Genomic DNA, 19,656 nt, shown 5'->3' with positions numbered 1-19,656 from the left:
GATCGCGGCGGCGCACGACGCGGCGCGGTGGCAGGAGCTGGCCGCGACCGTGGGCGTGGAGGCGTCAAGGACCTGGCGGCCACCGCGGAGGACGAGGGGCTGTTCGACGACCAGGTCTGGGTGGCCGTCGTGGACGACGCCGTCGTCGGGTTCGTCGCCTTCGCCGACGACGAGCTCACGTGGCTGTACGTGCATCCCGACGTCCAGAACCGCGGGATCGGCCGGGCGCTGGTCCGGCACCTCCTGGCGCATGCCGACGGTCTCGGGATCGAGCGCGTCGAGGTGACGGTGCTGGACGGCAACCCGGCGCGGCGGCTCTACGAGCGGGAGGGCTTCACGCTGGTGGAGACGAAGACCGGCGCGCTGGTCGGCAACGAGGCGTTCACCGCGACCGGCCACATCATGGAGCGCCGCCGCTGACGGGTGGTCGGGCGTGCCCGGTCAGCCCCAGGGCCAGTCCGGCGGTGACCACGGTGATGCCCAGCCACACGACCGGCCCCGGCGCCGGGTCGCCCATGGCGACGCCGACCCCGGCGGCGGCGACCGGGGCGACGCCGGTGAGCAGCCCGGCCCGCGCGCTGCCGAGCCGGCCGACGGCGGAGTACCAGAGCACGAAGGCGACGGCGGTCATCCCCACGGCCAGGTAGCCGACGGCGGCCAGCTGCGTGCCGGTCAGGCGGAGCGCTGCGGCCGGCCCCTCGGTGACCAGGCCGAGAAGGCCGAAGACGGCGGCCGCGAGCCAGGTGGTGTGCACCGAGACGCCCCACGCCCCGTGCCGGGCGAGCAACGGCACGGCGAGCAGCGTGAACCCGGCCTCGCAGACCAGGACGACGACCGCCCAGGCCAGCCCCTCGGCGTCGCTGCGGCCGAGTCCCTGCACCAGTCCGGCGCCCACCGTGACGATGGCGGCGGCACCGAGCACCCGGCCGCGCGGCCGGCGGCCCTCCAGCAGCGGGCCGACGACGGCGAGCAGCACCGGCACGGAGGCGACGGCCACGCCGAGGACGGCCGGCTCGGCGTGCGCCGAGCCCCGCACAAGCGCCACGTTGAACAGCACCATCCCGGTGACGACGATCCCGAGCAGCCAGGCCCACTCGGCACCCTGCGGCTGGACGATCCGCCGCCCGGCCGAGCGGGCGAAGCCGACCAGCAGCAGGCAGGCGAGGGCGTAGCGCAGCGACTGCGCGGTGAACAGCGGCGCCTCGGTGAGGACGGCGGAGATGGCGACGCTGCTGCCGACGAAGCCCATCGCCACCGTTCCGGCGAGGACGGCGGGCGCGGCGGGCTGCCGGACGGGGGGTGCATCGACGATCGCGGCCATGGCTGCCATGCTCGGACCGCGTTGGCCCATCCAGTAGGGCCAATGACTGCAGAGCGGAGTGGACCAATGCCGGGGACGGACTTCCTCCACCTGGACCCGGCGGGTGCGCCGGCGCGCGGGATGACCGACTGGCTGACGTCCGCGGTGCGAGCCGCGGTGCTGGACGGCCGGCTGGCGGCGGGTGACCGGCTGCCGCCGACGCGGACGCTCGCCGCCGACCTGCGGATCGCCCGCGGGGTGGTGGTCGAGGCCTACCAGCGGCTGGTCGACGAGGGGCTGGTCGAGGGGCGGACCGGGCGGGGCACCGTGGTGCTGCCGTCGGCGTCCCCCGTGTCGCCGTCGTCCCCCGTGCCACCGCCGCCCCCGGACCCGGCCCGGCTGCCGCAGCCGACCAACCGCCCCGCCGCCGAGGGCGAGATCGACCTCTCGCCGGGGGTGCCCGACCTCGCGGCGTTCCCGCGGGCGGCGTGGCTGCGGGCCGAGCGGGCGGTGCTGCGCGACGCGACGGCGGCCGACCTCGGCTACGGCGATCCGCGGGGCAGCGCGCGGCTGCGGCGCGAGCTGGCCGGGTGGCTGGGGCGCACGCGGGGCCTGCGCACCGACCCGGACCGGATCCTGGTCGTCGCCGGGGTGGCGCAGGCGCTGGCGCTGCTGGCGCAGACGCTGCACTCTCGCGGGGCGGGCTCGATCGGGGTGGAGGACCCGGGGTCGCGGGGCGCGCGGGAGGAGCTCGCGCACTGGGGGCTCCGGCCGGTCGGGGTGCCGGTGGACGACGACGGCCTCGTGGTCTCCGCCCTGCCGTCCGTGCCGGCGGTGATGGTGACGCCGGCGCACCAGTACCCCACGGGCGTGGTGCTCTCGCCGGACCGGCGGCGGGAGCTGCTGGCGTGGGCGCGCGACGGCGGGCTGGTGATCGAGGACGACTACGACGCCGAGCACCGCTACGACCGGGCGCCGGTGCCGGCGCTGCAGCCGTCGGCGCCGGAGCACGTGGCGCACACCGGGAGCACGTCGAAGACGCTGGCGCCGGGCATGCGGCTGGGCTGGCTGGTCGCGCCGTCGCACCTGGATGCCGACCTGGTGGCGGCGAAGCACGCCAGCGACCTGGGCAGCCCGGCGCTGCCGCAGCTCGTGCTCGCGGAGCTGCTGGGGTCGGGGGCGTACGACCGGCACCTGCGGCTGGTGCGGACCCGGCAGCGGGCCCGACGGGACGCGCTCCTCGGGGCGCTGAGCCGGTTCCTGCCGGGGGCCCGGGTGGCGGGGATCGCGGCGGGGCTGCACCTGCTGGTCACGTTCCCGGGGCTGGACGCCGACGACGTCGCGCTGGCCGGGGCGGCGCGGGACGCCGGCGTCGTCGTCCACCCGCTGTCGTGGCACCGGCTGACCCCGGGCGACCCTGGGCTGGTGCTCGGCTACGCCGCCACGTCCCCCGACCGCCTGCACGTCGCCGTCGAGCGGATGGCCGCCGCCCTGCGGCAGGGCCCGCCCGGGTGAGGACGGGCCCTGCCGGTGGTCAGGGTTTGCGGCCGTGGGCCGCCTTGGAGAGCGGCTCCCAGGTGCGCCACTCGGCGAGCCGGGACTCGTAGTCGCGGGTGGCGATCGCCAGCGGGCCGTCGCCGAAGAAGATCCGCAGCGGCGGGTTCTCCATGTCGACGAGCTGCAGCACCGCCTCGCGGGTGGCCAGCGGGTCGCCCGGGTTGCCGGCGCGGGCCCTGCGCTGCTCCGCGGCCTTCTCGCGGAAGGCGTCGTAGGCGGGGTTCGGGGTGGCGTGCTTCGCCGAGGCGCCGCCCCAGTCGGTGGCGTAGGCGCCGGGCTCGATGATCGTCACCTTGATGCCGAAGTCGGCGACCTCCGCGGCCAGCGACTGGCTGAATCCCTCCAGCGCCCACTTGGAGGCGTTGTAGATGCCGATGTTGGGGAACGCGCTGATCCCGCCGATGCTGCTGACCTGCAGGATGTGTCCCGCGCCCTGCGCGCGCAGGTGGGGCAGCGCGGCCTGCGTGACGAACAGCGCGCCGAAGACGTTCGTGTCGAACTGGGCGCGGGCCTCGGCCTCGCTGATCTCCTCGACCATGCCGAACTGGCCGTAGCCGGCGTTGTTGACGACGACGTCGAGTCCGCCGAAGTGGTCGTGGGCCTGCCGCACGGCGGTGAAGGCGGCGTCGCGGTCGTCCACGTCCAGCCGGATCGGCAGGATCTGGTCGCCGAACTGCTGCACCAGGTCGTCGAGGCCGGCCGTGTCGCGGGCGGTGGCGGCAACCGAGTCGCCGCGTTCGAGGGCGGCGATCGACCACTCGCGGCCGAAGCCGCGGGATGCGCCGGTGATGAACCAGGTCCTGGGCATGCGGGGTCTCCTTCGTCGGGCGTCCGCCGTCGTCAGCGCCGGTGCTCCCCGTCCTGTTCCGCTCGTTCCCGCGGGAACGATCCGAGGGCCGCCTCCCGGTCGGGGAGACGGCCCTCGGCGTGCGGGTGCTCAGCGTCGAGCGGCCACCAGCTCGTCGTCGGAACGGGCCGCGGGCTCCCGCCGCTCGAGCGCCGCGCCCTCGATGTCGACGTCGGGCAGTGCCCGGTCCAGCCAGCGCGGCAGCCACCAGGCCGCCTTGCCCAGCAGCGTCATCACGGCCGGCACGAGCGCCATCCGGACGACGAAGGCGTCGACCAGCACACCGAACGCCAGCGCGAAGCCGATGCTCTTGATGGTGGCGTCGTGGCCGAGGATGAAGCCGCCGAACACCGAGCCCATGATCAGCGCGGCCGCCGTCACCACGCGGGCGCCGTGGCGGAAGCCGCCGATCACCGCCTCGCGCGGCTCGGTGCCGTGCACGTGCTCCTCGCGCATCCGGCTGACCAGGAACACCTCGTAGTCCATGGCGAGGCCGAACAGCAGGCCGATGAGCAGGATCGGCAGGAAGCTCAGCACCGGCCCGGTCTGCTCGACGCCCAGCAGGTCGGCCAGCCAGCCCCACTGGAAGACCGCGACCAGCGCGCCGAAGGTGGCGGCGAGGCTGAGCAGGAAGCCCAGCGTCGCCTTGATCGGGACCAGGATCGAGCGGAAGGCGAGCATCAGCAGCAGGAACGCCAGCCCGACGACGACGGCGAGGAACACCGGCAGCGCGTCGGCGAGCTTCTCGGAGATGTCGATGCCCAGGGCGGTGTTGCCGGTGACCGCCAGCTCCGAGCCGGTGCTCTCGACCAGGTCGGGGCGCAGATCGCGGATGTCGCCGACGAGGTCCTCGGTGCCGGCCGCGGTCGGCCCCTCGGCCGGGACGACGGTGAGGATCGCGGTGTCCCCGGCCTGGTTGGGCACCGGCGGGGCGACGGCGGCCACCCCGTCCAGTTCGCCGACGGCGGCCGCGGTCTCGGCGAACGCGGACTGGGGGTCGTCGGCGTCCGTGGCGTCGATGACCACGGTGAGCGGGCCGTTGAAGCCCGGGCCGAAGCCCTCGGCGAGCAGGTCGTAGGCCTGCCGCTGCGTGGTCTCCTCACCCAGGTCGCCCTCCGAGGGCAGCCCCAGGCGCAGGTCGAGCGCCGGCAGGGCGACGACGCCGAGCCCCACGACGGTGGCCAGCAGGACGGCGATCGGGTAGCGGGTGACCGTGCGGGCCCAGCGGGTGCCGGCCGACTCCTTGGTGGCGAGCGCGGCCTGGCGGCGGCGCAGCCCCGGCACCGCCCAGCGGTTGAACCGGTCGCCGGCGAAGCCGAGCAGGGCGGGGACCAGCGTCAGGGCGACGAGCACGGCGATGCCGACCATGCCGGCGGCGACCAGGCCCATGGTGGTGAGGAAGGGGATGCCGACGACGGTGAGCCCGGCGAGGGCGATCATCACCGTCAGACCGGCGAAGACGACCGCGCTGCCCGCGGTGCCGACCGCCCGCCCGGCGGACTCCCGGGCCGGCATCCCGGTGGCCAGCTGCTCCTTGTGCCGGATGGTGATGAACAGCGCGTAGTCGATGCCGACGGCCAGGCCGATCATCAGGCCGAGGGTGGGGGTGGTGCTGGTGAGGTCGACGACCGCCGAGAGGGCCAGCACGCCCGACATCCCGACGCCGACGCCGATCAGCGCGGTGAGCAGCGGCAGCCCGGCGGCCAGCAGCGACCCGAAGGTGACCGTGAGGACGACCATCGCGACGAGAACGCCGATCGCCTCGGCGGCGCCCTGGGCGGGGATGGCTTGGGTGGCCTCGCCGCCGAGCTCGACCCGCAGGCCGGCGTCCTCGGCGCTCTCGGCGACGTCGATCAGCTCGGCGCGGGCGTCGTCGGTGATCTCGTCGACCTGCACGCCGTAGGTCACCGTGGCGTAGGCGACCGAGCCGTCGGGGGAGACGGCCTGGGTCTGGAACGGGTCGGTGGCCGTGGCGACCTGCTCGGCCTCGGAGGCCTCGGCGACCGCCTGCTGGATGGCGGCGGTGAGCTCGGGGTCGGTGACCGCGCTGCCCTCGGGGGCGGCGAAGACCATGCGGGCGGTGGCCCCGCCGGCGCCGCCGCCGGGGAAGCGCTCCTGCAGCGTCTCCATCGCGGTGACCGACTCGACGCCGGGGATGGAGAGCTGGGCGTCGGCGTCGCGGCTGAAGGCGCCGGCCAGGCCACCCAGGAGGAGGAGGGCGAGCACCCAGGCGACGAGGACGGTCTTGCGGCGGTGGAAGGCCCAGCGTCCGAGACGGTGGAGGAGGACGGCCACGTGTGCGCTCCGGGGGTCGAGGGTGCGTCGTCGGCTCGCTGGCGCCTAGCCGATCGGCAAGCATGTTACTAGCCGATCGGCTAGGTGAGGGATGAGTCGTGTCACGTAGGGCGGTGTCTACGCTGTGCCGGTGACGAGCGCGGGAACCGCAGGCAGCGGCCGGTCGGCCGGCGCGCAGCGGGTGCTGGACGCCGCGCTCGACCTGTTCAGCGAGCACGGCTTCGAGGGGACCTCCCTCCAGGACATCGCCGACCGGCTGGGCGTCACGAAGGCCGCCGTCTACTACCACTTCCACACCAAGGACGAGATCCTGCTGGCGCTGGTGGAGCCGGCGTTCGACGAGCTGCTCGTGCTGGCGGAGTCGGGCGCGCGGTCCGGGCGCGGGCGGGGCGTGGAGGTCGCCGGCTACGTCGACTACCTGCTGCGGCACCGCCGGGTGGCGGCGTACCTGACCCGGGACGCCACGGCCATGAGCCGACCGGGCCTGGTGGAGAAGGGCACGAAGCTGCGCGGGCAGGTCGAGGCGGGGCTGCTCGGTGGGGACGGCGATGCGCTGGGGACCGTGTGGGGCGCGGCGACCCTGCAGGCGCTGGCCGGGGCGCTGCTGGCCGCGCCGCCGGACGTGCCGGAGGAGTGGCTGCGCGAGGAGCTCACCGAGCTCGGCGCACACCTGCTCGCCGGCTACCGGAAGGCCGCCCGCCGCCGGGGCGCCGCGGGCTCTCACACCGCCATGAAGCCGGAGCGATAGGCGAGGACGACGGCCTGCGTGCGGTCCCGGGTCCCGGTCTTGGCCAGGACGGCGGCGACGTGGCTGCGCACGGTCTCGACACCGACGACCAACTGGGCGGCCATCTCGGCGTTGCTCAGGCCGGCGGCCATCAGCCGCAGCACCTCCTGCTCGCGCGCGGTGAGGCGGGCCAAGCCGGGATCGTCCGTGGTGCCCGACGACCGGATTCGCCGGCGGGCCAGCTCCCGGACGGCTTCGGGGAAGAGCAGGGACTCGCCGCGGGCCACCGTGCGGATGCCGTGCAGCATCTCCTCGGGCGTGGACCGCTTGAGCAGGAACCCGTCGGCGCCGGCCGCGAGCGCCTCGAAGACGTGGTCGTCGTTGGTGAACGTCGTGAGCACCAGAACCCGGGCCGCCGAGCCCGCGCGCACGAGCGCCCGCGTGGCCGCGATGCCGTCCATCCGCGGCATCCGCACGTCCATGAGGACGACGTCGGGGGAGGTGCGCCCGACCAGGTCGAGCACCTCGGCGCCGTCCCCCGCCTCCCCGACGACCTCCATGTCCGGCTCGCTGCCGACGACCGCGGCCAGCCCGCGGCGGATCAGCGGCTCGTCGTCGACCAGTGCCACCCGCAGGCTCATCGATGCCCTCCGCGCGCGTGCACGGGCAGGTGCACCTCGAGCCGCCAGCAGCCGTCGTCCCCGGCGCCGGCGCGCATCGAGCCGCGCAGGTCCCGGACGCGCTCCTCCACACCGACCAGCCCCCGGCCGCCGCGGGCCTCCGCGGGCACGGTGCCGCGGGCGGTGTTGGTCAGGCGCAGCCGCAACTCACCGCCTCCGGCGCGCACCTCGAGCCGGCCCGCTGCGCCAGGCGCGTGACGCAGAACATTGGTGAGGCCCTCCTGCACGATCCGGTAGGCCTCCCGGGAGACGACCGCGGGCAGCCCGTTCACGTCTCCCGCGACGTCGACCGACACCTGCACGCCCGCTGCCCGGGCGTCGGCGACCAGCGGCTCGAGGTCCCGGAGGTCGGGCGCCGGGGCGACGTCCTCCGGGGTGCCCTCGTCCTCGCGGAGCAGCCCGAGCACGTGGTCGAGGTCGACCATGGCCCGGCGGGCGGCGTCCTCGGTGGCGCGGATCGCCTGCTCGGCGGCTGCCGGGTCGCGGGCGAGCAGCCGGCGCGCGGCCCCTGCCTGCACGCTGGCCAGGCTGAGTGCGTGCCCGACGCTGTCGTGCAGCTCGCGGGCCAGCCGGTCGCGGCCGGCGAGCAGTGACACCGACGCTTCCGCCGCGGCGAGCCGCTCGGCGGCCGGATCGGCGAGCAGCCGCGGGGCGAGGGCCGCGATGGCGCGTCCCAGCAGCTCCCCGCCGACGAGGCAGACCACCGCGATCCCCGCGGCCACGGCCACCCGGGCAGGCACCGCCTCGGGCGGCGAGACGCCCGGGAGGATCGACTCGCCCAGCCCGTCGGGGGCCGCGGCGACGACGGCGGCGGTCGGCAGGCCGATCACCAGCAGGGCTCCGGCCAGCGAGCCGGCGGCGACGTGGGCCACCAGCAGGACGGCGCTGCGTCCACGCTGGGCCCGGGTGGTGGCGGGGCCCGGGCGTTCCTGCGGACGTCCGGTGAGCAGCTCGGCGACGGCCGCGCCCTCGATGGAGCGGACCTCGGCCAGGGTGCCGATCGCGGCGACGGGTGCGGCGAGGACCAGCCCGGCCAGCGGGACGAGGAGGAGGACGGGCACCCCGGCGGTCGAGAGCAGGGAGACCGGCCAGGCGAAGACGACGCCGACGGCCAGGCCGATCGCGCCACCCAGCAGGAGGTAGACCCACCGGTGCAGCGAGCGACGGATGGCGGCGGCCGTCGTCCCTCGCTGCACCGGTGCATCCTCGCAGCGGATCGCCGTCACGGGAGCACGGAGAGCGCCGGGTCTCCCTGACCGCACACGCGGCAGGCGCCGCGGCGACGGTAGGCGTACGCGGTCACCGCCGCGGCGAGAGCCAGCCCCCACGGCAGGGTGGGGAAGATCAACAGCAGTGCCGCCTGCATGCCGTCCCCCGCGGTGAGGCCCTCGATGCCGGCGACGACCAGGCCGGGGCTCGCGGCCAGCAGCACGGCGGCGACCAGGCCGCCGGCGAGGACCGGCACGCGGACCGGCACCGGCCGTCCGCGCAAACCGGGGACCCAACCGGGCCACACCTCGCCCCAGGGGCGGATGAGCCCGACGGTCAGCACGGCACCGCCGAGGGCGGCGAAGCCGAGCAGGAGGCCGAACAGCCGGGTCGCCGTCTCCAGCTCGCCGCCCTCGGGAAGGCCGAGCGGCCACGGCGTCAGCCAGGTCATGCGGAGAAGGGCGTAGGGCAGCGGTCCGGCGACCGCGATCCACGTCGCGATCCGCCCCCACCGCAGCGCGTTCGCGGGCTCGGTCCAGCGGGCGGCGGGGCGGCCGCACACCGTGCAGCGTCCGGCCACCGCGCGACGGAGGAGGACGGCCGCCGCCCCCCACAGGAGGGCTCCGCCCAGGACGAGGGTGAGGTGCGCCGGCACGAGGGCGTTCGCTGCCAAGCCGTCCGCGAGCTCGGAGCCCAGCGTCACGAGGGTGTCCCACCCCAGCGCGCCGGAGACCACGCCGGCGACGAGCAGGGCGACCACGCCCAGCAGCCAGGGCCGGGCCCGGCGGTCGCGGACCGAACCGACCACGAGGACGACGACGAAGGCCGCGGGGGCGATGATGGCGCACAGGTAACCGACCAGCGACAGCACGCCGAGGTCGGCCGAGACCGCGCCCAGCAGCGCCGCCTCGAGGGCCATCAGCAGAGGCAGCGCGGGAGTCCCCGGCCGTCCGCGCGCCACCACGGCGAGCACCAGGCCGGCGGCGGCCAGCCCGATGACCGTCCAGGTGGTCACGGCTGGCGGGAGGAGGGCGACCAACCCGAACCGGTCGTCGTCGTCGAACGCGGGGAGGCTGCCGGGGTCGAGCAGCCAGCGCAGGCCGAACACCAGGTGCAGGGCGCTCCAGGCGGCCGCGGCCAGCAGGACGCGGTCGAGCAACGCGATCGATCGGGAAGGGGTGGCTTCGGGAGCCGGCGGGTGGTGATGGGCGATGGTCACGGCGACCTCCGGGATGCGGCCCGGGCCGTTCCCAGGCACATCCCCAGGCTCGTGAGCCGGCGGTGCCCGCTGCTCCCCCGCGCGGGGGATCTGCCTCCGCTGGGCGGGTGGTTCAGCCGTCGAGCAGGCGGGCCTCCGGGGCGGGGATCGCCGCCTGCGTGCGGTCGCTCAGGGGGGTCAGGCGGGGTGCCCGCGCCCGTGCAGCGCGGGCACCCCGATGGCGTGCTACCTCCGGCCGAGGCGGTAGCCGACGAGGACGCCGATCAGGGTCAGCACGGCGCCGCCGACGGCGCCGAGCGCCAGGGTCTGCACGTCGCCCGGCGTTCCCGCGGGAACGCCGGCCTTGCCCGCGAAGACCGTCGGCGCGGCCTCGCCCACCGGGGCGGCGTGCTTGCCGGCGACGTCCGCCTCCGTCACCGCGGTCGGGCCCACCGCAGCGGCCGACGGAGCAGCGGCGATCGGCACCGCGACACCCGTCAGCTCGTCGTCGATCGCCTTGAAGAACTGGCCGGCCATCCGCTTGGCCACACCGGTGATCATCCGCTGGCCCACCCCGGCCACCGGCCCGCCGATCACGGCGTCGGCCGAGTAGGTCAGGTTCGTCTTCCCGTCCTCGGCCGGCGACAGGTTGATCGTCACCGTCGCCCGGGCGTTGCCCGGTGCACCCGCGCCCGACGCGTGCATCACGTAGGACGACGGCCGCTGCTGGTCCGACAGCCGCACCTCGCCCGCGTACGTCCCCTTGATCGCGCCGACGCCGACGGAGACGTTCATCTTGTACTCGTCGTCACCGACCTGCTCCAGGGTCTCGCAGCCCGGGATGGTGCGCGCCAGCACGGCCGGGTCGGTGATCACCGCCCACACCTTCTCCGGGTCGCCCGAAAGAACCGCAGAGCCGTCGAGGTTCACGCCATCACTCCAGTCCCCGCGCGGCGCTCGGCCACGGCGGTCTTCTCCGAATCGGGGGAACGCACCAGGTCGTACAGCTCGGTGGGCGAGATCGGCATCGAGGCGATCCGCCGGCCCACCGCGTCCTCGATCGCCGAGGCCAGCGCCGCCGTCCCCGGGATCACGCCGGCCTCGCCGGCGCCCTTGATGCCCAGCGGGTTCAGCGGCGACGGCGTCTGCTGGTGATCGATCACCACGTCCGGGATCTCCGAGGAGTACGGCATCAGGAAGTCCATGAACGAGGCGTTCTGCAGCTGCCCGTCGCCGTCGTAGGCCATCCGCTCGTACAGCGCCCCGCCCACGCCCTGCGCGACGCCGCCGTGCACCTGGCCCTCGACGATCATCGGGTTCACCACGTTGCCGCAGTCGTGCACCACCGCGTACTTCACGACGTCGATCTCCCACGTCGCCGGGTCGATCTCCACGATCGCCGCGTGCGCGCCCGACGCGAACGTCGAGCGGATCGGCGAGTAGTAGTCGCGGTGCTCCAGCCCCGGCGCGTCACCCGCGGCGATGGGCGGCTTCGAGTCGTCCCCGGCCTTGGCGAACTGCGTCGCCTGCCTCGCGGCCTCGTCGAAGGCGTACCGCAGCGGGTTGGACAGGACGGCGACGGTGCGCAACGGGATCGACGTCCCCGGCACGCCCTTCACCTGCACCAGGCCCTCGTCGATCTCCAGGTCCTCCGGCGAGGCCTCCAGCACGTCGGCGGCGATCCGCAGCGCCTTCTCCCGCACCCCGCGGGCGGCCAGCGCGATCGCGTTGCCGCTCATCACCGCGGCCCGCGAGGCGAACGTGCCGACGGCGTACCCGAAGCGGCGGGTGTCGCCGGTGGTCACCTCGACGTCCTCGATCGGCACCCCGAGCTCGGAGGCCACGATCTGCGCGAACGCCGTCTCGTGGCCCTGCCCCTGGGAGGTGAGCCCGGTCGAGACCAGCACCTTGCCGCTGCCGAGCACCTGCACGTGCCCGCCCTCGTACGGGCCGGGCCCGGTGCCCTCGACGTACATGGCCATGCCGACGCCGAGCAGCTTCCCGCGCGCCTCGGCGTCGCGGCGCAGCTCCTCGGCGGCGTCCCAGCCGACGAGCGTCTTCAGCTTGTCCATCAGCCCCGGGTAGTTCCCCGAGTCGTAGATGACCGGCCGGCCGTCCTGGAACGTCAGGTGGTGGTCGTAGGGGAACTGGTCGGGCTGGATCAGGTTCCGCTCGCGGACGACGGCCCGGTCCAGCCCGAGCTCGTCGGCGATGCGGTCCATGGTCCGCTCCATCGCGTAGCAGCCCTGGGGTCGCCCGGCGCCGCGGTACGGCGTCACGATGACGGTGTTGGTGAACACCGACTCGACGATCACCCGGTACACCGGGATCGCGTACGGCCCGACCAGCTGGGTCGCCGTCACGATCGGCACGATGATCCCGTAGGGCGTGTAGGCGCCGTTGTCGTGCCAGATGTGCACGTCGAGGGCGGTGATCCGCCCTTCGTCGTCGTAGCCGACGGTGATCTCCTGGCGCTGCTGCCGCTCGTGCGCGGAGCCGATGAAGTGCTCGCGGCGGTCCTCGGTCCACTTCACCTCCTGGCCGAGCGCGATCGCGGCCATCGGCACCAGGAGCTCCTCGGGCCACGGGTGCACGATCTTCACGCCGAAGCCGCCGCCGACGTCGGGCGCGATCACCTCGACCTTGTCCAGCGAGAGGTCCAGCTTCGCCGCGATCGCCGCGCGCACCGACGTCGACGCCTGGGTGCTCGTGTAGACCCGCAGGGAGGAGTCGTCGGCGTCCCACTTCGCGTGCACGCCCTTGCCCTCCATCGGCATGCAGGCGCTGCGCTCGATGTACTGGGTGAAGCTCATCGTGCGGGGCGAGGCGGCCAGCACCGGCTCGACGTCACCGGTCTCCTGGTGGTGCCGGGCGGCGACGTTGTCCGGGATCTCCTCGTGGACGGCGTGCTGCGCGGCGCGGGCGGCGTCCACACCGACGACGACCGGCTGCTCCTCGTAGGTGACGACGATCTTCTCGGCGGCGTCCTCGGCGATGTACCGGTCGGTGGCGATGACCATGACGACCGGCTCGCCGACGTGGTTGACCTCGCCGTTGGCGAGCGGGAAGCCGGTGCGCGGCGAGGTCAGCTGCGGGTGCGGGATGAGCACCGGCAGCGGCTCGGCCATCGGGCCGGTGAGGTCCTCGTACGTGTAGATCGCGACCAGGCCCTCGACGTCGAGCGCCTCGTCCACGTCGATGGAGACGATGCGGGCGTGCGCGTGCGGCGAGCGCACGAACGCCGCCGCCAGGGCCCGGGACCCGATGTCGTCCAGGTAGCGGCCCTTGCCGGTGATCAGCCGCTGGTCCTCGCGCCGGCGGACCGGCTCGCCGAAGAGCTTCGTCGTCACCGCTCGCCCCTCTCAGGCATAGGAAGCTTTACCTGCGTTTCCAGCCCCAGGACGTAGGGATAGCTTCCTATGCCCGGGGTGGCCGGTGGCATCAGGCGTCCTTCATCGCGGCGGCCGCGGAGTGCACGGCCTTCTTGATGTTGGCGTAGCCGGTGCACCGGCAGAGGTTGCCGCCGACCATCTCGTCGACCTCCTCCTCGGTGAGCTCGGCCGAGTTGTCGCGGCCCTCGAGCCCGGCCGCGATCGTCATCAGGAAGCCCGGCGTGCAGAACCCGCACTGCAGCGCGTGGCACTCGCGGAACGCCTCCTGCACCGGGTGCAGCACCTGCCCGCCCTGGTGGTCCTCGCGCGCCAGCCCCTCGACGGTGCGCACCTCCGACCCGTCCACCTGGACGGCGAGCATCAGGCACGAGCGCACCGGGGCGCCGTCCACGATCACCGTGCACGCCCCGCAGACGCCGTGCTCGCAGCCGACGTGCGTGCCGGTCAGCCCGAGGTCGTGGCGCAGCGCGTCCGACAGCAGCCGGCGCACCGGCACCGTGGCTTCACGTGGAACACCGTTCACGGTGACGGTGATCGTCCGTTCGGTGTCGACGGAGGCGGTCATGCGGCGGTCCTCCCAGCAGCTTCGGCGGCAGCCTCGGCCAGCGTTCGCTCGGTCAGCACCCCCACCAGCAGCCGCCGGTAGTCGGCGCTGGCGTGGATGTCGGTGTCCGGGTCGACCAGGGTGCGCGCGAGCGCCCCGGCGGCGGCCCAGTCGGCCTGGTCCACCGGCGAGCCGGCGACGGCCTCGGTCAGGTCGTGCACCTCGGGGGTGAGCCCCACCGAGACGTAGGCGGCGCGGGCCGACTCCACCCGGCGGTCGGCGTCCAGCGTGACGACGACGCCCGCGCCGCAGACCGCGTAGTCGCCCTTGCGGCGGGCCACCTCGGCGAACGCGGTGCCCGCGCGTGCCGGGAGGGCCGGGAAGGTGGCGGAGGTGACGACGGCGCCGCCGGGGATCGACGTCTCCAGCGGCCCCACGAAGAAGTCGCGCCAGCCGACGGACTCGGTGCCCGACGTCGTCGCCACCGTGACCGAGCCGTCGGTCAGCGCCAGCACCGACGTCATCTCGCCGGAGGGGTCGGCGTGGGCGATCGAGCCCACCGTGGTGCCCCGGTTGCGGACCGCCGGGTGGGCGACGTTCGCGGTGGCCCGGCCGAGCAGGGGCTGGGCGGCGGCCGCGCCCTCGTGCCGGAGCAGCGTGTCGTGCCGCACGAGGGCGCCCACCGTCACGCCCTCGCCGGTCACCTCGACCGTGTCCAGGCCGGGGATCCGGTTGATGTCGACCAGCGTGGCCGGCGCCGCCAGCCGCATCGACAGCAGGGGCAGCAGCGACTGGCCACCGGCCAGCACCTTGGCGCCGTCCTCGGACAGGAGCGTGAGAGCTTCGTCGAGCGTGCTCGGATCCGCGTAGCGGAAGGGGGCGGGCTTCACCGGCTGCGGTCACCTCCGTGCGTGCTGGAAGACGCCACTCTGTCACCGGCACGGAGCGGGCGAAAGTACCTCAGCGCTAAAACTTCGTTGCGAATTCGCTGCGGGTTCCGGCTCCGTCCCGTTTCCGCTGGGCAGGCGTCGGTAGCGCCGGCCGACGACGGCGAGCGGGTCGTCGTCGGCCCGGTCCCGTAGCGACCCGGCGCCGCGGTGGCCCCGTGCCGGAACGCGCGCCGCCCCCGGTCCCGGACGACGGGTGCTGTCGTCCGGAGGCCGGGGGCGGCGGGGGAGCGGGTCTAGCGGTCGCGCGTGTCCCTGCCGGGGGTGTGCCCGCCGAGGACGCCGGGGCGGCCGACCTCGTCCACCGACGACGGGTCGGTGCCACCCCGCTCGTCGGCGTAGCCGCCGGCCGGGCCGTCCGTCTCGGCGCCGTGGCCGAACGTGCTGCCGGCGGCGGGGTGCGCCCCCTCGCGCAGCAGTGCGGCCTTCATGTCCGCCGGAGCCAGGGCGCGGGCGATGTGCCAGGCGACGACGGCGACGATCGACCCCAGCGCGATGCCGTTCAGGGAGAAGTCGTCGGTGAAGGTCAGCGTGACGTTGCCGATGCCGATGATGATCCCGGCCGCCAGCGGCACCAGGTTGATCGGGTTGGCGAAGTCGACCCGGTTCTCCTTCCAGATCTTGGCGCCGAGCAGGCCGATCATCCCGTAGAGGACGACGGTGATCCCGCCGAGCACGCCGCCCGGGACGATGTTGATCAGCGCGCCGAACTTGGGGATCAGGCCCAGCAGGATGGCGACCAGTGCGGCCACGTAGTAGGCCGCCGTCGAGTAGACGCGGGTGGCGGCCATCACGCCGATGTTCTCGGCGTAGGTGGTGGTGGGGGAGCCGCCGACCGAGGTGGCGACGACGGTCGCGATGCCGTCGGCCGCGACGGCCCGGCCCATGTACGGGTCGAGGTCGCGCTTGGTCATCTCGGCGACGGCCTTCACGTGGCCGGCGTTCTCCGCCACCAGTGCGATCACCGCGGGGATGACCAGCAGGCTGAAGTTCAGCGAGAACGACGGGCCGGTGAAGTCGGGGAGGCCGAACCAGTCCGCGTCGGCGACCGAGTCGAAGTTGATCCGGTCGCGGGTGGTCTCGGCGCCGGTGCCGTCGGGCGAGGTGATCTGGCCGGCGGTGGCGTCGAGCAGCACCGACAGCAGGTAGCCGAAGATCAGGCCGAGCAGGATCGAGATGCGGGCCAGGAACCCGCGCAGCGCCAGCGAGGCGACGATGACGAAGGTCATCGTCGCCAGCGCGACCCACTGGTCCTGTGGCCAGTACGTGCCGGCGGCGACCGGGGCCAGGTTGAAGCCGATGAGCATGACCACCGCGCCGGTGACGGCCGGCGGCAGCACCTTGTTGATCAGTCCGAGCCCTGCGAAGTGGATCAACAGACCGACCAGGGCGAGCACGACGCCGGCCACGAGCAGCGCGCCGACGACGTCGCTGGAGTCGCCGCCGTTGGCCCGGATCGCGGCCACGCCGCCGACGAACGCGGCGCTGGTGCCCAGGTAGCTCGGTACCCGGTTCTTCACGATCAGCAGGAAGATGATCGTGGCGACGCCGCTCATCATGATGGCGAGGTTGGGGTCCAGCCCCATGATGATCGGGAAGACGAAGGTCGCCCCGAACATCGCGACGACGTGCTGCGCGCCGATCCCGACGGTGCGCGGCCAGGAGAGGCGTTCGTCGGGGGCGACGGCCTCTCCGAGTGGGGGCGTCTTACCGTCCCCGTAGAGCTTCCACCCGAACGACATGAGTGCCTCCTCGACGTGCCTGTCCGACTCGGTCCGGCGTCGGTCGACGGCTGTCGGCCCGATCGCGAGGCGCCACTGTGTCACTGGGCACAGGCCCGGCGGAAGTACCTCAGTGCTAAATCGTTGTTGCATCGAGATGCCGATACTTCACCGCTGAGAGATCTCTCGGTACGGTCCGGGCATGAGCTCCTCAGCCCCTCCCGGTGGAGACGCCGCGGTCTCGGTGCAGCTGCGATCCGGCGTGTACGCCGACTCGGTGAAGCTGATGCAGGTGAGTCGCCGGATCAGCGGCCGCGAGGGCGTCGGCGCCGTCCTCGTCGCCATGGCCACCCCCCTGAACCTCGAGCTCGCGGCCGGCATGGGCCTGGCGCCCGAGGGCGAGACGAGCCCCGAGCAGCTGCTGATCGCCGTCCGCGCGGACGACGAGGAGACGCTGGCCGCCGCGCTCGCCGACGTCGACGCCGCCCTCGCCGAGCGGGAACGCGCCACGGGCACCGCCGCCGCCATCCCGCACCGCACCGTCGGCGCGGGCCTCGACGAGCTCTCGCCCGAGGCGCCGGCCCTGGCGATCGTCAGCGTGCCGGGCACGTACGCGGTCGCCGAGGCCGCCGACGCGATCGCCGCCGGGCGCAGCGTGCTGGTCTTCTCCGACGGCGTCCCGGTCGAGCACGAGGTCGCGCTCAAGCGCGCCGCCCACGACGCCGGGGTGCTGGTCATGGGCCCCGACTGCGGCACGGCGATCGTCTCCGGCGTCGCCCTCGGCTTCGCCAACGTCGTCCGCCCCGGGCCGGTGGGCCTGGTCGCGGCGAGCGGCACCGGCGCGCAGCAGGTCTCCTGCCTGCTCGACATGGCCGGCGTCGGCGTCTCCCACGTGCTGGGCGTGGGTGGGCGCGACCTCAAGTCGGAGGTCGGCGGCCTGGCCACCCTCGACGCGCTGGCCGCCCTCGACGCCGACCCCGCCACCGAGCGGGTGCTGCTGGTCTCCAAGCCGCCGGCCCCGGAGGTCGCCGCGGCCGTCGAGGAGGCCGCGGGGCGGCTCTCGGTGCCGGTGCGGTCGGCCGCCCTCTCGCCCGAGACCCCCGACCTCACCGCCGCCGTCGAGGCGCTGCTCACCGACATGGGGCTCGACGTCCCGGTGTGGCCGTCCCGCCCCGGCCCCGCCGAGGCCGCCGTCCCCGGCGCGGTGCTCAAGGGCCTCTACTCCGGCGGCACGCTGGCCGACGAGGCGATGCTCCTCGCCGCCCCGGCGCTCGGCGGCATCCGGTCGAACACCCCGCTGGAGCCCGAGCTCGATCTCGGGACGGACCTGTCCGCCTCCGGGCACGTCGTCATCGACTTCGGCGACGACGCCCTCACCGTCGGCCGCGCGCACCCGATGATCGACCCGACGCTGCGGCTCGAGGCGATCGCCGGGGTGGCCGCCAGCGACGAGCCCGCCGTCCTGCTGCTCGACGTCGTCCTCGGGCACGGCGCCGACCCCGACCCCGCGGGGGCGCTGGTCCCCGCGCTGGATGCGGCGCGGGCGCAGAAGCACCTGCCGGTCGTCGTGGCGCTGATCGGCACGGAGGGCGATCCGCAGGGCTGGTCCCGGCAGGCCGACGCCCTCGCCGCGGCCGGCGCCGCCGTCTTCTCGTCCAATGCTGCCGCCACGCGGTACGCCCTCGACCTGCTGGGAGCTTCGGCATGACGCTCGGCAACCTGCTCTCCGGACCGCCGGCGATCGTCGCCGCCGGCGTCGACGTCTTCTCCGACGCGCTGCGCGCCCAGGGCGCCGACGTCCACGACGTCGACTGGCGGCCCCCGGGCTTCGGCGACCCGGCCGACCTCGCCGCCCTCGCCCTCGACGCCCGCCGGGCCGCGGCGAACCGCACGGCCGTGGAGCGCGTGATGGCCGCCGGCTCCGTGCTGGTCGACGTCCGCCCCGCCCGCGAGGTCATCGGCCTGACCGACCGCACGCTCCTGCACTCCGGCCCGCCGCTGGCGTGGGAGAACGCCTCGGGGCCGATGCGCGGTGCGCTGATCGGCGCCTGCCTGTTCGAGGGGTGGGCGGCCGACGTCGAGGAGGCGGAGGTCCTCCTCTCCACCGGCGCGGTCACCCTGGACCCCTGCCACCACCACCGCACCGTCGGCCCGATGGCCGGCGTGACCAGCCCGTCCATGTGGATGTGGTGCCTGGAGGACCCGGTCACCGGTGGCAAGGCCTACTGCAACCTCAACGAGGGCCTGGGCAAGGTGCTGCGCATGGGGGCCTTCAACGAGGAGGTGCAGACCCGGCTGCGGTGGATGCGCGACGTCCTCGGACCGGTGCTGTCGAAGGCGGTGCGCGGCTCGATCGACGCCGGCAACGACCCGCTCGACGTGAAGGCCGTGCTCGCCCAGATGCTGCAGATGGGCGACGAGGGGCACAACCGCAACCGCGCCGGCTCGCTCATGGCGCTGCGCGAGCTGTCGCCGTCGATCGTCGCCAGCGGTGCCTCGTCGTCGGACATCGCCGACGTGCTGCGGTTCATCGGCGGCAACGAGCACTTCTTCCTCAACCTCGGCATGCCGACGGCGAAGCTCGCCCTCGACGCCGCCCGCGGCATCCCCGGCTCGACGATGCTGACCGTGATGTCGCGCAACGGCACGGAGTTCGGCATCCAGACCGCCGGCACCGGCGACCGCTGGTTCACCGGGCCGGCGAACACCCCGGTCGGCCTGTTCCTCGGCGACTACGGGCCCGACGACGCCAACCCCGACATCGGCGACTCCGCGATCATGGAGACCTACGGCATCGGTGGGTTCGCGATGGCGGCGGCGCCGGCGATCGTCCGGTTCGTCGGTGGCACCGTGCCCGACGCGCTGGCGACGACCGAGCGCATGTACCAGCTGACCCTGGCCGAGAACCCGGCGATGGCGATCCCGATCATGGGCTTCCGCGGCTCGCCCACGGGCATCGACGTCCTCAAGGTGGCGCGCACCGGCTGGCTGCCGCAGATCAACACCGGCATGGCCGGGCGGATCGCCGGGACCGGCCAGGTGGGCGCGGGGTTGGTGCAGCCGCCGCAGGAGTGCTTCGAGCAGGCGCTGGCGGCGCTGGCCGAGGAGGCCCGCACCGCCTGACCGCACCCCTGCCGAGATCGCGCGAACTCGGCATTTCACGGGCCCTGATGTGCCGAGATCACGTGATCTCGACACATCAAGGGGGCGGTGTCAGGCGGGGCCGCAGGTGAGCAGGT

16 protein-coding genes are annotated in these 19,656 nt (G+C 74.4%); 5 read left to right on the top strand and 11 right to left on the bottom strand.

Translation table 11 applies throughout. The features are described 5' to 3' along the window. The first annotated feature begins 27 nt into the window (after positions 1-27). Positions 28-420, top strand: a complete 393-nt coding sequence (locus ACI8AP_RS19910) for a GNAT family N-acetyltransferase (RefSeq protein ID WP_456591104.1) — start codon at positions 28-30, stop codon at positions 418-420. Here the strand turns inward: ACI8AP_RS19910 and ACI8AP_RS19905 are convergent. Beyond that, on the bottom strand, positions 401-1,321 hold the full coding sequence (locus tag ACI8AP_RS19905) for a DMT family transporter (RefSeq protein WP_456591103.1): 921 nt from the start codon (positions 1,319-1,321) through the stop codon (positions 401-403). The genes ACI8AP_RS19910 and ACI8AP_RS19905 overlap by 20 nt on opposite strands. A gap of 66 nt (positions 1,322-1,387) precedes the next feature. On the opposite strand from ACI8AP_RS19905, the gene pdxR reads away from it, so the two are divergent. Further along, a complete protein-coding gene (pdxR, locus tag ACI8AP_RS19900) occupies positions 1,388-2,815 on the top strand; it encodes a MocR-like pyridoxine biosynthesis transcription factor PdxR (protein WP_456591102.1) in 1,428 nt (475 codons plus the stop codon). A gap of 19 nt (positions 2,816-2,834) precedes the next feature. Here the strand turns inward: pdxR and ACI8AP_RS19895 are convergent, their stop codons facing one another. After that, positions 2,835-3,665, bottom strand: coding sequence for an SDR family oxidoreductase (locus tag ACI8AP_RS19895; RefSeq protein WP_456591101.1), 831 nt, complete (start codon positions 3,663-3,665; stop codon positions 2,835-2,837). A 129-nt stretch (positions 3,666-3,794) separates the two neighbouring features. Then, on the bottom strand, positions 3,795-5,999 hold the full coding sequence (locus tag ACI8AP_RS19890; protein WP_456591100.1) for an MMPL family transporter: 2,205 nt from the start codon (positions 5,997-5,999) through the stop codon (positions 3,795-3,797). Between the two features lie 130 nt (positions 6,000-6,129). Between ACI8AP_RS19890 and ACI8AP_RS19885 the strand changes: the two genes are divergently transcribed. Beyond that, a complete protein-coding gene (locus ACI8AP_RS19885) occupies positions 6,130-6,747 on the top strand; it encodes a TetR/AcrR family transcriptional regulator (protein ID WP_456591099.1) in 618 nt (205 codons plus the stop codon). Here the strand turns inward: ACI8AP_RS19885 and ACI8AP_RS19880 are convergent. The 8 genes from ACI8AP_RS19880 to ACI8AP_RS19845 all read right to left on the bottom strand — a co-directional run bounded on the left by ACI8AP_RS19880 (position 6,720) and on the right by ACI8AP_RS19845 (position 16,438). Then, positions 6,720-7,367, bottom strand: coding sequence for a response regulator (locus ACI8AP_RS19880; RefSeq protein ID WP_456591098.1), 648 nt, complete (start codon positions 7,365-7,367; stop codon positions 6,720-6,722). The genes ACI8AP_RS19885 and ACI8AP_RS19880 overlap by 28 nt on opposite strands. Beyond that, positions 7,364-8,602, bottom strand: coding sequence for a histidine kinase (locus ACI8AP_RS19875; RefSeq protein WP_456591097.1), 1,239 nt, complete (start codon positions 8,600-8,602; stop codon positions 7,364-7,366). The genes ACI8AP_RS19880 and ACI8AP_RS19875 overlap by 4 nt, the downstream gene beginning before the upstream one ends. A gap of 26 nt (positions 8,603-8,628) precedes the next feature. Continuing rightward, positions 8,629-9,834, bottom strand: a complete 1,206-nt coding sequence (locus ACI8AP_RS19870; RefSeq protein WP_456591096.1) for a hypothetical protein — start codon at positions 9,832-9,834, stop codon at positions 8,629-8,631. 225 nt (positions 9,835-10,059) lie between these two features. After that, entirely contained in the window at positions 10,060-10,743 is a 684-nt protein-coding gene (locus tag ACI8AP_RS19865) for an SRPBCC family protein (protein WP_456591095.1), read from the bottom strand. After that, positions 10,740-13,163 carry an aerobic carbon-monoxide dehydrogenase large subunit gene (cutA, locus tag ACI8AP_RS19860; protein ID WP_456591094.1) on the bottom strand — a complete coding sequence of 808 codons (2,424 nt, stop codon included), beginning with the start codon at positions 13,161-13,163 and terminating at the stop codon, positions 10,740-10,742. The genes ACI8AP_RS19865 and cutA overlap by 4 nt, the downstream gene beginning before the upstream one ends. A 91-nt stretch (positions 13,164-13,254) precedes the next feature. Continuing rightward, positions 13,255-13,770 carry a (2Fe-2S)-binding protein gene (locus tag ACI8AP_RS19855; protein WP_456591093.1) on the bottom strand — a complete coding sequence of 172 codons (516 nt, stop codon included), beginning with the start codon at positions 13,768-13,770 and terminating at the stop codon, positions 13,255-13,257. Then, the gene (locus ACI8AP_RS19850) at positions 13,767-14,639 is read right to left on the bottom strand and encodes an FAD binding domain-containing protein (RefSeq protein WP_456591092.1); all 873 of its coding nucleotides are present in this window, start codon (positions 14,637-14,639) and stop codon (positions 13,767-13,769) included. Before ACI8AP_RS19850 ends, ACI8AP_RS19855 begins: the two co-directional genes overlap by 4 nt. A gap of 293 nt (positions 14,640-14,932) precedes the next feature. Continuing rightward, positions 14,933-16,438, bottom strand: a complete 1,506-nt coding sequence (locus ACI8AP_RS19845; RefSeq protein WP_456591091.1) for a uracil-xanthine permease family protein — start codon at positions 16,436-16,438, stop codon at positions 14,933-14,935. Positions 16,439-16,619: 181 nt separating this feature from the next. On the opposite strand from ACI8AP_RS19845, the gene ACI8AP_RS19840 reads away from it, so the two are divergent. Together ACI8AP_RS19840 and ACI8AP_RS19835 are read left to right on the top strand one after the other, a co-directional pair. Continuing rightward, positions 16,620-18,125, top strand: a complete 1,506-nt coding sequence (locus ACI8AP_RS19840) for an FdrA family protein (RefSeq protein WP_456591090.1) — start codon at positions 16,620-16,622, stop codon at positions 18,123-18,125. Further along, positions 18,122-19,540: a DUF1116 domain-containing protein gene (locus ACI8AP_RS19835; protein WP_456591089.1), complete on the top strand. Its 1,419-nt coding sequence runs from the start codon at positions 18,122-18,124 to the stop codon at positions 19,538-19,540. The genes ACI8AP_RS19840 and ACI8AP_RS19835 overlap by 4 nt, the downstream gene beginning before the upstream one ends. Positions 19,541-19,656 lie beyond the last annotated feature (116 nt).

This window comes from Blastococcus sp. SYSU DS1021 (assembly GCF_054050995.1).
The sequence above is the reverse complement of the archived record's forward strand: the minus strand, read 5'-3'. Positions and strand labels throughout refer to the sequence as shown.

Bases quoted from the DNA above. Each gene is read 5' to 3' on its own strand.
- ACI8AP_RS19855 (WP_456591093.1), bottom strand. From the start codon at position 13,770: ATGACCGCCTCCGTCGACACCGAACGGACGATCACCGTCACCGTGAAC.
- ACI8AP_RS19905 (WP_456591103.1), bottom strand. From the start codon at position 1,321: ATGGCCGCGATCGTCGATGCACCCCCCGTCCGGCAGCCCGCCGCGCCC.
- ACI8AP_RS19840 (WP_456591090.1), top strand. From the start codon at position 16,620: ATGAGCTCCTCAGCCCCTCCCGGTGGAGACGCCGCGGTCTCGGTGCAG.
- ACI8AP_RS19835 (WP_456591089.1), top strand. From the start codon at position 18,122: ATGACGCTCGGCAACCTGCTCTCCGGACCGCCGGCGATCGTCGCCGCC.
- ACI8AP_RS19895 (WP_456591101.1), bottom strand. From the start codon at position 3,665: ATGCCCAGGACCTGGTTCATCACCGGCGCATCCCGCGGCTTCGGCCGC.
- ACI8AP_RS19880 (WP_456591098.1), bottom strand. From the start codon at position 7,367: ATGAGCCTGCGGGTGGCACTGGTCGACGACGAGCCGCTGATCCGCCGC.
- pdxR (WP_456591102.1), top strand. From the start codon at position 1,388: ATGCCGGGGACGGACTTCCTCCACCTGGACCCGGCGGGTGCGCCGGCG.
- ACI8AP_RS19845 (WP_456591091.1), bottom strand. From the start codon at position 16,438: ATGTCGTTCGGGTGGAAGCTCTACGGGGACGGTAAGACGCCCCCACTC.